17 protein-coding genes are annotated in these 15,208 nt (G+C 51.7%); all 17 read left to right on the top strand.

Going from position 1 to position 15,208, the window contains the following annotated elements:
- The 17 genes from xerC (at position 1) to DCMF_RS06820 (ending at position 15,195) form a co-directional block, all read left to right on the top strand.
- Complete coding sequence (xerC, locus tag DCMF_RS06900; protein WP_148133744.1) at positions 1–906, top strand: tyrosine recombinase XerC; 906 nt, start codon at positions 1–3, stop codon at positions 904–906.
- Between the two features lie 76 nt (positions 907–982).
- Positions 983–1,513, top strand: coding sequence for an ATP-dependent protease subunit HslV (gene hslV, locus DCMF_RS06895; RefSeq protein ID WP_148133743.1), 531 nt, complete (start codon positions 983–985; stop codon positions 1,511–1,513).
- A 66-nt stretch (positions 1,514–1,579) separates the two neighbouring features.
- Positions 1,580–2,974, top strand: a complete 1,395-nt coding sequence (gene hslU / locus DCMF_RS06890) for an ATP-dependent protease ATPase subunit HslU (protein ID WP_148133742.1) — start codon at positions 1,580–1,582, stop codon at positions 2,972–2,974.
- A 139-nt stretch (positions 2,975–3,113) separates the two neighbouring features.
- Positions 3,114–3,812: a 30S ribosomal protein S2 gene (gene rpsB, locus DCMF_RS06885; RefSeq protein ID WP_148133741.1), complete on the top strand. Its 699-nt coding sequence runs from the start codon at positions 3,114–3,116 to the stop codon at positions 3,810–3,812.
- A gap of 139 nt (positions 3,813–3,951) precedes the next feature.
- Positions 3,952–4,605 (top strand): translation elongation factor Ts, encoded by a 654-nt coding sequence (tsf, locus tag DCMF_RS06880; protein WP_148133740.1) that lies wholly within the window; start codon positions 3,952–3,954, stop codon positions 4,603–4,605.
- Between the two features lie 106 nt (positions 4,606–4,711).
- Complete coding sequence (gene pyrH / locus DCMF_RS06875; protein ID WP_148133739.1) at positions 4,712–5,461, top strand: UMP kinase; 750 nt, start codon at positions 4,712–4,714, stop codon at positions 5,459–5,461.
- Complete coding sequence (gene frr, locus DCMF_RS06870; protein WP_148133738.1) at positions 5,433–5,990, top strand: ribosome recycling factor; 558 nt, start codon at positions 5,433–5,435, stop codon at positions 5,988–5,990. The genes pyrH and frr overlap by 29 nt, the downstream gene beginning before the upstream one ends.
- Entirely contained in the window at positions 5,959–6,216 is a 258-nt protein-coding gene (locus DCMF_RS30445; protein WP_148133737.1) for a PASTA domain-containing protein, read from the top strand. Before frr ends, DCMF_RS30445 begins: the two co-directional genes overlap by 32 nt.
- 15 nt (positions 6,217–6,231) lie before the next feature.
- On the top strand, positions 6,232–6,396 hold the full coding sequence (locus tag DCMF_RS06860; protein WP_236860210.1) for a DUF362 domain-containing protein: 165 nt from the start codon (positions 6,232–6,234) through the stop codon (positions 6,394–6,396).
- 157 nt (positions 6,397–6,553) lie between these two features.
- On the top strand, positions 6,554–7,336 hold the full coding sequence (locus tag DCMF_RS06855) for an isoprenyl transferase (RefSeq protein WP_148133736.1): 783 nt from the start codon (positions 6,554–6,556) through the stop codon (positions 7,334–7,336).
- Between the two features lie 17 nt (positions 7,337–7,353).
- Positions 7,354–8,157 (top strand): phosphatidate cytidylyltransferase, encoded by an 804-nt coding sequence (locus DCMF_RS06850; protein ID WP_214659162.1) that lies wholly within the window; start codon positions 7,354–7,356, stop codon positions 8,155–8,157.
- A 7-nt stretch (positions 8,158–8,164) separates the two neighbouring features.
- Positions 8,165–9,241: a sporulation integral membrane protein YtvI gene (gene ytvI / locus DCMF_RS06845; protein WP_148133734.1), complete on the top strand. Its 1,077-nt coding sequence runs from the start codon at positions 8,165–8,167 to the stop codon at positions 9,239–9,241.
- Positions 9,242–9,363: 122 nt separating this feature from the next.
- On the top strand, positions 9,364–10,506 hold the full coding sequence (locus DCMF_RS06840) for a 1-deoxy-D-xylulose-5-phosphate reductoisomerase (RefSeq protein WP_148133733.1): 1,143 nt from the start codon (positions 9,364–9,366) through the stop codon (positions 10,504–10,506).
- Entirely contained in the window at positions 10,507–11,523 is a 1,017-nt protein-coding gene (gene rseP, locus DCMF_RS06835) for an RIP metalloprotease RseP (protein WP_148133732.1), read from the top strand.
- 54 nt (positions 11,524–11,577) lie between these two features.
- On the top strand, positions 11,578–12,654 hold the full coding sequence (gene ispG, locus DCMF_RS06830; RefSeq protein ID WP_148133731.1) for a flavodoxin-dependent (E)-4-hydroxy-3-methylbut-2-enyl-diphosphate synthase: 1,077 nt from the start codon (positions 11,578–11,580) through the stop codon (positions 12,652–12,654).
- Positions 12,655–12,795: 141 nt separating this feature from the next.
- Positions 12,796–14,496, top strand: a complete 1,701-nt coding sequence (locus tag DCMF_RS06825; protein WP_148133730.1) for a proline--tRNA ligase — start codon at positions 12,796–12,798, stop codon at positions 14,494–14,496.
- Positions 14,497–14,553: 57 nt separating this feature from the next.
- Entirely contained in the window at positions 14,554–15,195 is a 642-nt protein-coding gene (locus DCMF_RS06820) for a glycosyltransferase family 2 protein (protein ID WP_148133729.1), read from the top strand.
- The last annotated feature ends 13 nt before the right edge of the window (positions 15,196–15,208 follow it).

The following is a 15,208-nucleotide window of genomic DNA, read 5'->3' as shown; positions in this document are numbered from 1 at the left end:
ATGGACCTGCTCATAGAGCAATTTACGGCCTACTTGAAAATTGAAAAGAACGCCTCTCCTCATACCTTGGAAGGGTACTGCCACGATCTTGCCGAATTTGCCCGCTTCCTCGCCGCCCAAATGTCCGTAGACATGCACCAGGTGGACCCGGGTCAAGCGGATTACCTGACCGTGCGGCGTTTTTTGGCCGAACTGCAGCAAAAAGGGCTGAACAAGGCCACCATGGCGCGCAAGCTTGCTGCCTTGCGTTCTTTTTACCGCTATCTTTCCCGGGAAGAACTGGTTCCGGCCAATCCCATGCTGAACATCAGCACCCCCAAACTGGATAAAAAGCTGCCCCAATTTCTCTATTATCCGGAAATGGAAGCGCTGCTGCATGCGCCCGACAATTCCCCTGCCGGCCAGCGGGATAAGGCTCTGCTGGAAACCATCTACGGGGGGGGGCTGCGGGTGAGTGAACTGGTGGGCCTCAATATCCGGGATATTGACTTTGCCATCGGCTATGCCCGGGTGTTCGGCAAGGGAGCAAAAGAACGGATTGTCCCGCTGGGCAGGCCGGCCTTGCAGGCTCTGCAAACCTATCTCTCCGGCGGCCGCTTAAGTCTCGCCGCCAAATTCTCCGGGCAGGAGGATGGAATATTTTTAAATAAATATGGCACCCGTTTATCGGACAGAAGTGTGCGAAATATTGTAGATAAATATGTGGCCCAAGTCTCCGTACAGAGGAAAATCAGCCCCCACACCCTGCGGCATTCGTTTGCCACCCACCTTTTGGAGGGGGGCGCGGACCTGAGATCCGTACAGGAACTGCTGGGGCACGTAAAAATGTCTACCACGCAAATTTATACCCACATTACCAAAGCACGGATGAAAAATGTCTATGAAAAATCGCATCCCAGGGCATAATTGGGGACATTCCTCCGGCGGGATAGAAATGCCTCATATAGAGGTGTGTCCCCTAACCTTTAAAGGAGGGAAAAACATGTTTCATGGAACGACCATCGTCGCCATGTGCCGGGACGGCAAAGTGGCCATTGCCGGAGACGGGCAGGTCACCTTCGGCAACAATATGGTGATGAAGCACGGCGCCAAAAAAGTACGGAAAATGCATAATAATCAAGTGATTACCGGTTTCGCCGGGTCTGTGGCGGATGCTTTTACCCTGTATGAAAAATTCGAGAAAAAATTGGAGGAATACCGGGGAAATCTTCAAAGAGCGGCGGTGGAATTGGCCAAAGAATGGCGCATGGACAAAATGATGCGCCAGCTGGAGGCTATGCTCATTGTCGCCAATCAGGAGACCCTGCTGGTGCTGTCGGGGACCGGTGAAGTGATCGAGCCGGACGACAATATCACCGCCATCGGTTCGGGAGGCCCTTACGCCCTGGCTGCGGCCCGGGCTTTAGCCGCCCATTCCTCTCTGGAACCGAAGCAGATTGTAGAAGAAGCTTTGAAAATCGCCGCCGATATTTGTGTCTATACCAATCACAATATCGTCGTGGAAGAGCTGTAAGAGCAGGGGACTGTCTACGCCAGACTGAAGACAGGAGCGTGACCTGAGTAGAAAAGGAGGCGTGAAATGGAAAACTTAACTCCCAGGCAGATTGTGAAAGAACTGGATAAATACATTGTGGGCCAGCAAAACGCCAAGAAATGTGTGGCCGTAGCCCTCAGGAACAGGTACCGGAGGCAGCAGCTGGGCCCCGCCATCCAGGATGAAATTCTGCCCAAAAATATCATTATGATTGGGCCCACCGGCGTGGGAAAAACGGAGATTGCCCGCCGGCTGGCAAAGCTGGTCAATGCGCCCTTTATCAAGGTGGAAGCAACAAAATTTACCGAGGTCGGTTACGTGGGGCGGGATGTGGAGTCCATCATCCGGGATTTGGTGGAGACATCCATTCATATGGTGAAAAACGAGAAAATGGAATTGGTCAGGAGCAAAGGGGAGAGAATGGCCCAGGCCAGGCTCTTGGAGCTTTTGGTTCCCCTGCCTTCGAAAAATACCTCCCGGAACCCGATGGAAATGTTTTTCGGCGGGGGCATGTCCCAGGCGCCGGCTGATGCCAATCAAAGTGCGGCTTTGGATGAAGCTAAGAAAAAGAGGGCGGCCCTCAAAGAACGTTTGGACCGGGGCGAATTAGAAGAGGAAATGGTGGAGGTGGAAATGGAAGAGCAGACCCCGCCCATGTTTGAATTTTTAGGCGGCACCGGCATGGAGGAAATGGGCATCAATCTTCAGGATATGCTGGGCGGCATGCTGCCCAAGAAAAAGAAAAAACGCCGGGTGCCTGTTGGGGAAGCGCGCAAAATTCTCACCCAGGAAGAGGCGCAAAAATTAATTGATATGGATGAAGCGGTCCGGCAGGGCGTATCCCGGGCGGAGCAATCAGGGATCATTTTCTTGGATGAAATCGATAAGATTGCCGGAAAAGATACCCACGGCGGGCCCGATGTGTCCCGGGGCGGCGTGCAGAGAGATATCCTGCCCATCGTGGAAGGATCCACCGTGATGACCAAATACGGTCCGGTGAAGACGGATTATATGCTTTTCATCGCCGCCGGCGCCTTCCATGTGACCAAACCTTCCGATTTGATTCCGGAACTGCAGGGCCGCTTCCCGATCCGGGTGGAACTGGACAGTCTTTATAAAGAGGATTTTAAGCGGATTTTGCTGGAACCCCAGAATTCCCTGATTAAGCAGTATGTGGCCCTGCTGCAAACCGACGGCGCCAATATCGCCTTTGGGGAGGACGGCATTACCGCCATTGCGGAAATCGCGGATATGGTCAATGCCCAGACGGAAAACATCGGCGCCCGCAGATTGCACACCATCCTGGAAAAGGTGCTGGAGGATTTACTCTTTGACGCCCCCGATGCCGTTCTTTCCTCCGTGACCATTACCCGGGAGTATGTGGAACGGAAGCTGGAATCGGTGATAAAAAATGAAGATTTAAGCAAATATATCCTGTAAAAACTTGCAAATTATAGTCTCTTTATGCTATACTGTCTGAGGTGTAAATACACACGGTCCCTGATGTGTCCCGGGGAGTGCCTGAAGGTCCCGGGGAATAAATGACGGACCGGAGGAAAAACAAAAAGGAGGAAAATACATGTCCATTATTTCCATGAAACAGCTTTTAGAAGCAGGGGTTCATTTCGGACACCAAACCCGGCGCTGGAACCCTAAGATGGCCCCTTACATCTTTACGGAACGGAACGGCATCTATATTATTGATCTGCAGAAAACCGTGGGTAAGGTGGAAGAAGCCTACAACTTTGTCAAGAGTGTGGCCGGGGAAGGAAAAAGCATACTCTTTGTCGGTACCAAAAAACAGGCCCAGGAATCCATTAAGGAAGAAGCGGTCCGGTGCGGCATGTTCTACGTGCAGGAACGGTGGCTGGGCGGCATGCTCACCAACTTCCATACCATTCAGAAAAGAATTGAACGCTTGCGTGAACTGGAAAAAATGGAAGAAGACGGCACCTTTGAAGTGCTGCCGAAAAAGGAAGTATCCCAGCTGCGGGGCCAAATGGAAAAATTAGAACGTTTTTTAGGCGGCATTAAAGATATGAAGCAGACGCCGGGCGCCCTTTTTGTGGTGGATCCCCGGAAAGAAAGAATTGCTGTGGCGGAAGGACGCCGTTTGGGCATTCCCATCGTAGCCATTGTAGATACCAACTGTGACCCGGATGAAGTGGATTATGTCATCCCGGGCAATGACGACGCTATTCGGGCGGTCAAGCTGCTTACTGCCAAAATAGCTGATGCGGTGATTGAGGGCAACCAGGGTCAAACTATGGCTGAATAACAACGAAGGAATAGGGTAGGGATGACCAAGGGCACTAATGACCCTATCACATCCCTGCCCTTTTTTGTGAGGACGTGCCCGGGTACCCGTCAACCGGTATCCGGATCCCGATAACTAAAATATGGAGGTCGATTAAGAAATGATTACAGCCGAAATGGTCAAAGAATTACGCGAAAGAACCGGCGCAGGAATGATGGATTGCAAAAAAGCATTGACTGAAGCCAACGGTGAGATGGAGAAAGCCGTAGAAATCTTAAGAGAAAAAGGTTTGGCCGCAGCGGCCAAAAAAGCCGGACGCATTGCCGCGGAAGGTTTGGTAGAAGCTTACATACATGGGGGCGGGCGCATCGGCGTCTTAGTGGAAGTGAATTGTGAAACCGACTTTGTGGCCAAAACGGATGAATTCCGTCAACTGTGCCGGGATATTGCCATGCAGGTGGCGGCTTCCAAACCGGAATTTGTCTCCCGGGATGAAATTTCCCAGGCCGTGATTGAGAAAGAAAAAGAGATTCTCCGGGCCCAGGCCCTCAACGAAGGAAAGCCGGAAAAAGTGGTTGATAAGATGGTGGAAGGGCGCATTGATAAATATTATAAGGAAGTCTGTCTCTTGGAGCAGCCCTTTATTAAAGATCCGGACAAGACCGTACAGGAATTGCTCACGGAAAAAGTGGCGAAAATCGGGGAAAATATTTCCGTGCGCCGGTTTGTGAGATATCAGGTAGCTGAGGGGATTGAAAAGAAGACATCGGATTTGGCTGCCGAAGTACAAGCCATGACCCAGGGAAAAAAATAGGAGCGCACATGACCGTGTGCTCTTTTTTGAAAAACTCCATTTTTTATAAAAAAGGATTTTTTGACCTAGTGTAGAAACATATTGTTTAGACTGGAGGCAGTACTACATGGGGCAGCCGAAGTATAAAAGAATCGTTTTGAAGCTGAGTGGAGAAGCGCTGGCCGGAAGCTTGGGTTATGGCATTGATCAGGATGTGATTACTTCCATTGCGGAACAAGTGAAAGAAGTGCGCAGAAGCGGTGTCGATGTGGCCATCGTCGTGGGCGGAGGCAATATTTGGCGGGGCATTGCCGGAAGTGCCAAAGGAATGGAACGGGCCACGGCGGATTATATGGGCATGCTGGCTACCGTGATGAATGGCTTGGCCCTGCAGGACGCCCTGGAGAAAGTGGAGGTAGATACCCGGGTTCAGGCTGCTATTGAAATGAGGCAAATTGCCGAACCCTATATTCGCCGGCGGGCGATCCGGCACCTGGAAAAAGGCCGGGTAGTGATTTTTGCCGCCGGGACAGGCAACCCCTATTTCTCTACCGATACCACCGCGGCTCTGCGGGCGGCGGAAATTGAAGCGGATGTCATTTTAATGGCCAAGAAGGTAGACGGCGTGTATGATTGCGATCCCGTAAAAAACCATGGGGCCAAAAAATACGATTATTTAAGCTATATGGAAGTGCTGAATCAGGGGCTTGGTGTAATGGATTCCACAGCAGCATCTTTATGCAAGGACAATAAAATTCCTTTAATTGTTTTTAGCATTAACCAGCAGGGTAACATTTTGAGAGTGGTGTTAGGTGAAGAAATCGGGACTTATGTAGGGGGGGAAAATAATGATTCGCGAAATTGTTCAAGAAGCTGATGAGAAGATGAACAAAACTGTGGAGGTTTTAAAAAAAGACCTAGCCTCATTAAGAGCGGGAAGAGCAACCCCGGCCTTATTGGACAAAATTCAGGTTGATTATTATGGCGCCCTTACTCCGGTGAATCAAATGGCCAATATTAATGTTCCCGAACCGCGGCTTCTGCTCATTCAACCTTGGGACAAATCAACTATTTCCGCCATTGAAAAGGCCATCTTGAAATCGGATCTGGGACTGACGCCCAGCAACGACGGCAATGTCATCCGCATCGGCATTCCCCAGTTGACGGAAGAGCGCCGCAAAGAATTGGTGAAGGTGGTCAAGAAAAAAGCGGAAGAAGCCCGGGTAGCGGTGCGGAATGTGCGCCGGGAAGTCAATGATATGATTAAAGAGCTGGAAAAAGAGCATGAAGTCTCGGAAGACGACAGCAAAAGAGCTTTGGATGAAGTCCAGAAAACGACGGACAAATTTATTAAAAAAGTAGACGATACCATGAATGCCAAAGAAAAGGAAATCATGGAAGTGTAAGATGGATCAAGAGATGTTAAGTGTTCCTGTACCGGATGTGGTGGGACTCTCCGACGAGGAAGCCAAAAGAATTTTGGAACAACATGGTTTTGTGGTCAAGTCTGTCGAAATTACAAAGTCCTTTAAGGACGGACAGCCTGAGGGAGGTTGCCGGGTAGTTCGACAACATGCATCGGGACAGGACGTACAATTAATGCTAGCTTTCCAAAAGTGGGTGTGTAGTTGAAAGGAGGTGTAATAGGTGTATAAAATTACAGATGAATGTGTTGCCTGTGGGACCTGCATGAGCGAATGTCCTAACGAAGCCATTAAAGAAGGTGACATTTACGTAATTGATCAGGATATTTGCCTGGAGTGCGGCGCATGCATTGACGCTTGTCCTACCGGTGCTATAATTGAAGAGTAATTGCTGGACCCCCTCAAAATGAGGGGGTCATTTAATAAAATGATTTAGGATGGGGTGTCAGAAGAAGCGTTCCCTTGACACCTGCGTCCCGGGCAGGGTACCGAGACAGTTTCCTGTGACGGATGAATGCGCCGAGAAAGGTTAAGGAGGCTCAGCTGTGCGGAAATTTTGGACATTCTTTTCCTCGAAGAATCAACAAAAAAAAGATCTTGAGCATATCTGGCTGGCCAAGTTGGACCGGACTAGACTACCCCAGCATTTGGCAATAATTATGGATGGGAACGGCAGGTGGGCCCAGAAACGGGGTTTGCCCCGGACAGCCGGGCACCGATACGGTGTGGAGGCGCTGCGTAAGGTTATTGAAGCGTGCGTGGAATTGAAAATAAAGGTTTTGACGGTCTATACTTTTTCTACGGAGAATTGGAAGCGGCCGAAAGAAGAAGTCAGCGTGCTGATGAATTTAATTGTGGAATATTTGCGCAATGAGCTTAGCGAGCTTCATGCGCAGAACATAAAGATTCGCTCCATCGGGTACATAAACGAACTGCCGGAAGAAGCCAGGGAGGAATTGCTGAAGGCAGAGCGGACAACGCGGGAAAATAGCGGATTAAATCTGAATGTAGCCCTCAATTACGGGGGGCGGATGGAGATTGTGGAGGCGGTGCGGGCCATCGGCAAAGAGATCGAAGCGGGAAAATTGAAAAGCAGCCAGGTAACGGAAGACCTGTTTGCGGCCCATCTTTTTACGGCCGGGCAGCCGGAGCCGGATCTTTTGATCAGGCCCTCCGGAGAACTGCGCATCAGCAACTTCCTTTTATGGCAGCTGGCCTATGCGGAGTTTTATTATACCAATATCTATTGGCCTGATTTCAACAAGACTGAACTCTATAAAGCCATCTATGACTTTCAGAAAAGAAACCGGCGCTATGGCGGTATTTAAAAATAGGATATATGAAGGTGAGCGTGGAACAGGTGCTCTGGCAGAGAATCATCAGTGCAGCCCTTGGTATCCCCCTGGCCGTCGGCATCTCTTATGCGGGGGGGAACTGGTTAAGAATATCTGTGGGAATAATTATTCTCTTAGGGCTATATGAATATGGTAGCATGATGCGCAGGAAAGGCTACCGGCCTTCCTTCGGGGTATTGCTTTTTAGCGGCTTGTTCATTATTGCGGCATTTATCTATCCCCATCTTGCCCAGGCCCTGATCTTTATCATTATTTGTACCCATGCCCTGGGTGTGGTATTTGGCAAATTGACCATCGATGATATCTCCTTATCCCTGCTGGGGGTCTTGATCGTAGGCTGGACCCTGGGACATTTGATCCTGGTCAGGGGCTCTTCCCCCCAGGGATTTTATGAGCTTCTTTTATGCTTTCTCATTTCCTGGTCTACGGATACCGGGGCCTATTTTTCCGGCCGGTTCTGGGGCCGGCATAAATTAAGCCCTTTGATCAGTCCCAACAAAACTGTAGAGGGAGCCATGGGCGGTACGGTGCTCTGTGTGATCGTCGTCTTTTCCATGCAGGGCTTCTTGCCCTCCGTTCCCATCCTCTATTTATTGCTGGTGGGGGCTTCGGCATCCCTGGCCGGCCAGGTGGGGGACCTGCTGGAATCCGCGGTGAAGCGCTGGGCCGGGGTAAAGGACTCCGGCAGCCTGATCCCCGGGCACGGCGGCATCTTAGACCGTTTCGACAGCTTGACATTGGTGGCTCCCCTGGTATACTACTTTTTAACACCCTTTATCTCTCATTTGAGGTGATTTTTTCATGCGTATGACGGACCCGTCGAAAAATATGGATCGTCTCATCAAGGCAGGCACCCTGACCGGCCTTTGCGTCAGCCTGTATCTCATCTATTACTACCTGATGCCGGCTTGCGGGGCCCTCCTTTCCTATATCGGACCGGTGTTTGCTCCTTTTATCCTGGCTGCGGTGATCGCCGTGCTCATTGAGCCGGTAGTCAACCTGCTGTCCAAGCGTCTCCGCATGCCCCGGGGCTGGTCGGTCCTCCTGGTTTTGCTGACTTTTATTATCGGCATTTCCGGGATTCTGGTCCTGATCACGTCCAGATTAATCGTGGAATTGCAGGGACTGTCCAAAAACATTCCCAACATCAGCCAGATCTTTAACACCCTGATCACTGAGGCCCAGTATTTTTATTACAACATCAATCTGCGCCCGGAAGTGCTGGACCAGATCCAGCAAGCGGCATCCAGCATTGCCGGAGCGATTACCGATTTCATTTCATTGGCGATCAACGGCATGGTCTCTTTCTTAACGTCATTGCCCAGCGGCTTTATGATTTTTATCATCACCATTGTGGCCACCTTTTTCTTCAGCCGGGACAAGGAAAAACTGGAACAATTCTGCATCGGCCTCTTTCCCGAAACCTGGCGGGGCAGGGCGTTCAGCGTTTATACGGACCTGTCCCGGGCTCTCGTAGGCTATTTCCGGGCCCAGGCGACCTTGATCAGCATCACCACCGTGATCAGCCTGATCGGGTTATCCATCCTGGGGGCGCCCTACGCATTTACCATGGGCCTGTTGTCTGGTTTTTTTGACGTGCTGCCAATTTTCGGTCCCGGTATGGTATTTGTTCCCTGGATTATCTGGACCCTGATCGGGGGCAGCTACAAATTGGCGGCCAGTTTGGCCTGCTTATATGTGATCATCATTGTGCAAAGACAGATCATGGAGCCCAAACTGGTGGCGGAAAACATCGGCCTTCATCCCCTGGCCACCTTGGCCGCCCTTTTCATCGGCATCAAGGTTCTGGGCGTGTGGGGCATTATTCTGGGGCCGGCCATCCTGGTGACGGGAAAAGCGATTAAGAAAGTGTTGTGATTTCGGGTACCGGGAATACCAGATAATATTGATAGAGGCAATAGTTTTAACCAACATCTTGAGGTTGTATAAACTTATTTTTTTCTTGATATGAATGAACATGTGACAAAAGGAGTAAAAATATGAAGCGCATCGCATTGCTCGGTTCTACCGGCTCCATCGGCCGTCAGGCCACCGAGGTGGTGGACTGGTTTCCGGAAGAGTTCTCTCTGGTGGCCTTGGCCGCCCATCGGCATACGGATCTGTTAGCAGAGCAGGTGAAAAAATATCAGCCGGAGGTTGTCGTCATTTATGACGAAACCTGTTATGGGGCCTTAAAAGAGAAAATTTCTTTTTTTTCGGGAGAAATCCTGGTCGGCATGGAGGGCCTAATCCGGGCGGCCTCATGGGCATCGGCGGACCTGGTGATCACGGCCGTCTCCGGTGTGGTGGGCTTACTGCCTACGGTAAAAGCCATTGAAGCAGGCAAGAACATTGCCCTGGCCAATAAAGAGACCTTGGTGGCGGCGGGTCCCCTGGTGATGAACCTGGCCCGGGAAAAAGGGATCAGGATCGTGCCGGTGGACAGTGAGCACTCCGCCATCTTCCAGTGTTTTGAAGGAGACGGCCAAGCCGTAGAAAAAATCCTGCTCACCGCGTCGGGAGGTCCTTTCCGGGGTTTGACCGGGGAACAATTAAAAAAGGTGACGCCGGAAATGGCCCTGAAGCACCCCACCTGGAACATGGGGCATAAAATTACCATCGACTCGGCCACCATGATGAATAAAGGGCTGGAAGTAATCGAGGCCCGGTGGCTCTTTCAGGTATCTTACGACGACATCACCGTGGTGGTCCACCCCCAGAGCATTATTCATTCCATGGTCCAGTACGGGGACGGGTCCATTTTAGGTCATTTAGGCAAAACCGACATGCGCATTCCCATTCAATATGCCCTGACCTATCCGGACCGGTGGAAGAACAATTTAACACGGATAGATTTTGCCAAATTAGCTCACATTACGTTTGAAGAACCTGATTTCGCCAGCTTCCCTTGCCTGCGCATCGCTTATGAGGCGGGGAGAGAGGGAGGAACTTATCCTGCGGTGATGAATGGGGCCAATGAAGTCCTGGTCGATCTCTTTCTCAGCAAGAAGATCGGTTTTATGGATATCCCTGCTGGCATCGAGCGCATTCTGTCCAGGCACCAAAGGGAAGAGAACCCGTCTTTGGAAGCCATTTTAGAAGCGGACCGCTGGGCAAGAAAAACTGTACTGGAGGTTGTTTAAATGTCGATCCTGTGGTCAATCGTTATTTTCGGTATTTTGATTCTGGTACATGAGTTCGGGCATTTTATTACGGCAAAAGCGAACGATGTGAAAGTGGATGAATTCAGCCTTGGCATGGGGCCGAAGGTCTTCGGCTTCCAAAAAGGGGAAACCATATACTCCCTGAGACTGCTCCCTCTGGGCGGATTTGTACGCATGGCGGGGATGGAAGACCAGGACCAGGATCAGGAGGAACCCAGAGGTTTTAATAAAAAAACGGTTCTGCAGAGAATGGCCATTATCTTTGCCGGACCCCTGATGAATTTTATTGCCGCCCTGGCCTTGTTTATTCTGGCCTTTATGGTGGTAGGGGTGCCCTCTAATTCCAACATCATCGGCGAGGTGGTTTCCGGCCAGCCTGCCGCCGCCGCCGGCATTCGGTCGGGAGACCGGATTGTGGAAATTAACGGGGCCAAGGTGGAAAACTGGGAGGACATCGTTACCGTGATCCACGAAAAGCCGGGGCATGAAATTACCCTGACCTTGAGCCGGGACAACCAGGTGAAGACGGTTCAGGTGACGCCGCGCAAAGACCCGTCCAGCGGCTACGGCGTGATCGGCATCATGCAGTCCTGGGAGCGCAAGGGGCTTTTTTCCGCTACTGTTTTAGGCCTGCAGAACGCCTATGATTTCACCAAGCTGATCATCGTATCCCTGGTGCAGATGATCACCGGGGCCATTGCCCCGGATGTCGCCGGGCCTGTGGGCGTGGTAAAAATGGTCGGGGAAGTGTCCCGCTTCGGCCTGGGCAGTTTAATGACCTTTGCGGGCATTCTCAGCATCAATTTAGGGCTGATTAACCTTTTCCCTATTCCTGCTTTAGACGGCAGTCGGCTGGTCTTTTTGAGCCTGGAAGGGTTAAGAGGACGCCCCATTGACCCGGCCAAAGAAAATTTTATCCACATGATCGGTTTTGTCTTGCTCATGGCCCTGATGGTGGTCATCACCTATCAGGACATTTTAAGACTGTTTAGTTAGTAAAAAAGACGGTAACCGGGCAAAAAGTTACCATCCGGAGGGAGGAATTTCCCTATGCAGAGAAGAAAAACACGGCAAATTAAATTGGGGTCCGTCCTGGTGGGCGGCGACGCCCCGGTGTCCATTCAGTCCATGGCGAATACCAAGACGGCGGATGTGGCGGCCACGGTGGGCCAGATCAAAAGACTGGAGCAGGCCGGATGTGAAATTATCCGGGTGGCTGTTCCGGATCAGGAGGCCGTGGATGCCTTGCCGGGCATTTTGGCCGGCATCACCATTCCTTTAATTGCCGATATCCATTTTGATTACCGGTTGGCCCTGGGGTCGATCGAAGCAGGGGTCCAGGGGTTGCGCCTGAACCCGGGAAATATCGGGGGAAAGGCCAGGGTGCAGGAAGTAGCCGCTGCGGCCAAAGCATACCAGGTGCCCATTCGCATTGGCGTCAATGCCGGGTCTTTGGAAAAAGTGCTGTTGGACAAGTATGGACATCCCGCTCCGGAGGCACTGGTAGAAAGTGCCCTGGGACATATTGGCATGTTGGAAGATTTAAATTATAATAACATTAAAATATCCCTGAAGGCCTCCTCCATACCTGTGATGATGGAAGCCTACCGGCAGTTGGCTCAAAAGGTGGATTACCCCTTTCACCTGGGCGTCACCGAAGCCGGGACGCCTAAAAGGGGCAGCATTAAATCTGCCGTAGGCATCGGGGCTTTGCTGGCCCAAGGCATCGGCGACACCATCCGGGTATCTCTTACCGGCGACCCGGAAGAAGAAGTGGTGGTGGCCAAAGAAATTCTCCGGGCTTTAGGCTTGCGCAAAGAAGGAATTGAATTGATCTCCTGCCCCACCTGCGGCCGGACCCAGATTGATCTGGTGACCATCGCCGGGGCCCTGGAGGACAAACTGGACCGGATCGGGATCAAAACCCCTCTCACCGTTGCCGTGATGGGCTGTGTGGTCAACGGCCCGGGAGAAGCCAGGGAAGCGGACTTAGGCATTGCCGGGGGAAACGGGGTGGGGTTGTTGTTCAAAAAAGGGGAAGTGATCAAAAAACTCCCGGAGAGCCAACTGGTGGATGCCTTGGTGGAAGAAATCCTGCAGATGGCCGGAAAGACCATCGGCAAGTAACAAGAAGGGCAAGGACAAGGTTAGGACATCTACAGCATTAACTGTAGACAGTTCCCTGTTTACCTGTTTTTCCCGGTACCCGGTAACCGGATCCCGGTACCCGATAAATTTCTAAAGAACAAGAGTTGGAGGAAAGTAGAAATGAAAGCTTCACAAATGTTTGCCCCGACTTTGCGGGAAGTGCCTGCCGAGGCGGAAATCGTCAGCCATCAACTGTTAATGCGGGCGGGGATGATTCGAAAGACCGCAGCCGGAGTTTATACATATATGCCCTTGGCCTGGCGGGTGATGAAAAAAATTATGGATATTATCCGGGAAGAAATGGATGCCGCAGGCTGCCAAGAGTTGATGCTGCCCATTGTGCACCCGGCGGAATTATGGCAGCAGTCCGGACGCTGGCAGGTATACGGCGATGAATTGTGGCGCCTCCATGACCGTCATGGGAGGGATTTTTGCCTGGGGCCGACCCATGAAGAGGTGATTACCGATCTGGTGGGCGGCGAGATCAAATCTTATAAACAGCTGCCCTTACGCTTGTATCAAATCCAGAACAAATACCGGGATGAGCGCCGTCCCCGCTTTGGGCTGATGCGGGGCCGGGAATTCATTATGAAGGATATGTACTCTTTTGACCGGGATTTAGCCGGGTTGGATGAAAGCTATCGCCTCATGTATCAGGCTTACTGGAATATATTTACCAGATGCGGCTTAGGTTTCCGCCCGGTGGTGGCCGACAACGGCGCCATCGGCGGTGATGCCAGCCATGAATTTATGGTGCTGGCAGAATCCGGGGAGGCGGAAATCATATACTGCAGCGCCTGTTCCTATGCGGCCAGTGTAGAAATTGCCCGGACATACCTGGATGAGACGCCCAAGGACGAGGCTCCCGGAGAAAGGGAAGAAGTCTATACGCCGGACTGTAAGACCATCGACGATTTGGCCGGGTTCCTGCGCATTTCTCCGGAAAAAACACTGAAGGCCCTTTGCTATCAGGCGGACGACCAGTTTGTGCTGGTGCTGATCCGGGGAGACCGCAAAGTAAATGAAATCAAATTGAAAAACAGGCTGGACTGTATCAGCCTGGAGATGGCCGCCGATGAACAGATTCAAAAGCATTTAGGTACTGCCGCAGGCTTTGTGGGGCCTGTGGGCGTGAAAAATATCCGGATCGTGGCGGACCGGGAGGTACCCTTGCTGGTAAATGCGGTATGCGGGGCCAACAAGAAAGACTATCACCTGATGAACGTGAATCCGGGACGGGATTTTACCATTGCCGAGACCTGGGATATCCGTCTGGCGGAAGCCGGGGAAGCGTGCCCCCAGTGCCGGGAGAAACTTCTTTCCGCCCGCGGCGTCGAGGTGGGACAAATATTCAAGCTGGGCACCAAATACAGCAAGTCCATGGGCGCCAAATACCTGGATGAAAACGGCAAAGAACAATTAATGGTAATGGGCTGTTACGGGATCGGCGTCGGGAGGACGATGGCGGCGGCGATTGAACAAAATCATGATGGGGACGGCATTATCTGGCCCGTTTCCATTGCCCCTTACCATGTGGTGGTGGTTCCGGTGAGCGACCGGGAAACGGACCAAATGGCGGCGGCGGAGAAGATTTACCAGGACCTGCTGGTGCTGGGCGTGGAGGCGGTCTTTGACGACCGCAAAGAGCGGCCGGGCGTCAAATTCAAAGACGCCGACCTGATTGGCTACCCCCTGCGCATTACGGTTGGCGCCAAAGCCCTGGCGGAAGGCAAGGTAGAGGTTAAGATTCGTGCCACCGGCGAAGTGCAGCATGTAGATCTGGAAAATGTGCTGTCGTTTATTCAGGATCGTTTAAAGTAGGCGAGGCAGACAGTTTTTTGTTCCCAAGTCCAGTTCTTTTGGAGGTGGCTTATTAAAATGGCACCTGTGACAGCTATAATCCCAGCCTATAATGAAGAAGCTACAATCGGCGAAATCATCTCCGTTTTATGTCAAGTGGACGACATTGCCGAAATAATCGTGGTCAGCGACGGCTCTGTCGATGCCACGGCCGAGGTGGCCAGAAGAGCGGGCGCCCGGGTCATTGAACTTCCCGACAATATGGGCAAAGGGGGCGCCATGAAGGTAGGCGTGGACCATTCCCGCACCGGGATCATTCTTTTTCTTGATGCCGATCTCATCGGCCTCACCTGTGAGCATGTGAATAGCCTTATTTTTCCCGTGATCCACGGGGAAGTAAAAATGACGGTGGGAATCTTTGAAAAAGGGCGCTTAGCCACGGATTTGGCTCAGTTTGTCGCCCCCTACTTATCGGGCCAGCGGGCCTTGGAGAAAGACCTTTTGGACGAAATCTGCGACCTGGAAGAGTGCCGGTTTGGGGTGGAAGTAGCCCTGACCAAGTATGCCCATGACAACAATATTGCCATCAAAGAAGTGGAACTCTCCGGGATGAGTCATATTATGAAAGAAGAAAAAATGGGCCTGGCCCGCGGTTTAGCCGCCCGCATGAAAATGTACTGGGAAATTGCCAAAACAGTGGGATCCGGACTGAAACGATGAAATAACCGGTACC

This window comes from Candidatus Formimonas warabiya (assembly GCF_002777255.1).
In the GTDB taxonomy this organism is placed as follows: Bacteria; Bacillota; Dehalobacteriia; order Dehalobacteriales; family Dehalobacteriaceae; genus Formimonas; species Formimonas warabiya.
Note: the sequence above shows the minus strand (reverse complement) of the source record. Positions and strands in the feature narration are given on the sequence as shown.

What these genes read in the sequence shown, in the direction of transcription:
- xerC (WP_148133744.1), top strand. Translation starts at nt 1, where the DNA reads ATGGACCTGCTCATAGAGCAATTTACGGCCTACTTGAAAATTGAAAAG.
- hslV (WP_148133743.1), top strand. Translation starts at nt 983, where the DNA reads ATGTTTCATGGAACGACCATCGTCGCCATGTGCCGGGACGGCAAAGTG.
- hslU (WP_148133742.1), top strand. Translation starts at nt 1,580, where the DNA reads ATGGAAAACTTAACTCCCAGGCAGATTGTGAAAGAACTGGATAAATAC.
- rpsB (WP_148133741.1), top strand. Translation starts at nt 3,114, where the DNA reads ATGTCCATTATTTCCATGAAACAGCTTTTAGAAGCAGGGGTTCATTTC.
- tsf (WP_148133740.1), top strand. Translation starts at nt 3,952, where the DNA reads ATGATTACAGCCGAAATGGTCAAAGAATTACGCGAAAGAACCGGCGCA.
- pyrH (WP_148133739.1), top strand. Translation starts at nt 4,712, where the DNA reads ATGGGGCAGCCGAAGTATAAAAGAATCGTTTTGAAGCTGAGTGGAGAA.
- frr (WP_148133738.1), top strand. Translation starts at nt 5,433, where the DNA reads ATGATTCGCGAAATTGTTCAAGAAGCTGATGAGAAGATGAACAAAACT.
- DCMF_RS30445 (WP_148133737.1), top strand. Translation starts at nt 5,959, where the DNA reads ATGCCAAAGAAAAGGAAATCATGGAAGTGTAAGATGGATCAAGAGATG.
- ytvI (WP_148133734.1), top strand. Translation starts at nt 8,165, where the DNA reads ATGCGTATGACGGACCCGTCGAAAAATATGGATCGTCTCATCAAGGCA.
- DCMF_RS06840 (WP_148133733.1), top strand. Translation starts at nt 9,364, where the DNA reads ATGAAGCGCATCGCATTGCTCGGTTCTACCGGCTCCATCGGCCGTCAG.
- rseP (WP_148133732.1), top strand. Translation starts at nt 10,507, where the DNA reads ATGTCGATCCTGTGGTCAATCGTTATTTTCGGTATTTTGATTCTGGTA.
- ispG (WP_148133731.1), top strand. Translation starts at nt 11,578, where the DNA reads ATGCAGAGAAGAAAAACACGGCAAATTAAATTGGGGTCCGTCCTGGTG.
- DCMF_RS06825 (WP_148133730.1), top strand. Translation starts at nt 12,796, where the DNA reads ATGAAAGCTTCACAAATGTTTGCCCCGACTTTGCGGGAAGTGCCTGCC.
- DCMF_RS06820 (WP_148133729.1), top strand. Translation starts at nt 14,554, where the DNA reads ATGGCACCTGTGACAGCTATAATCCCAGCCTATAATGAAGAAGCTACA.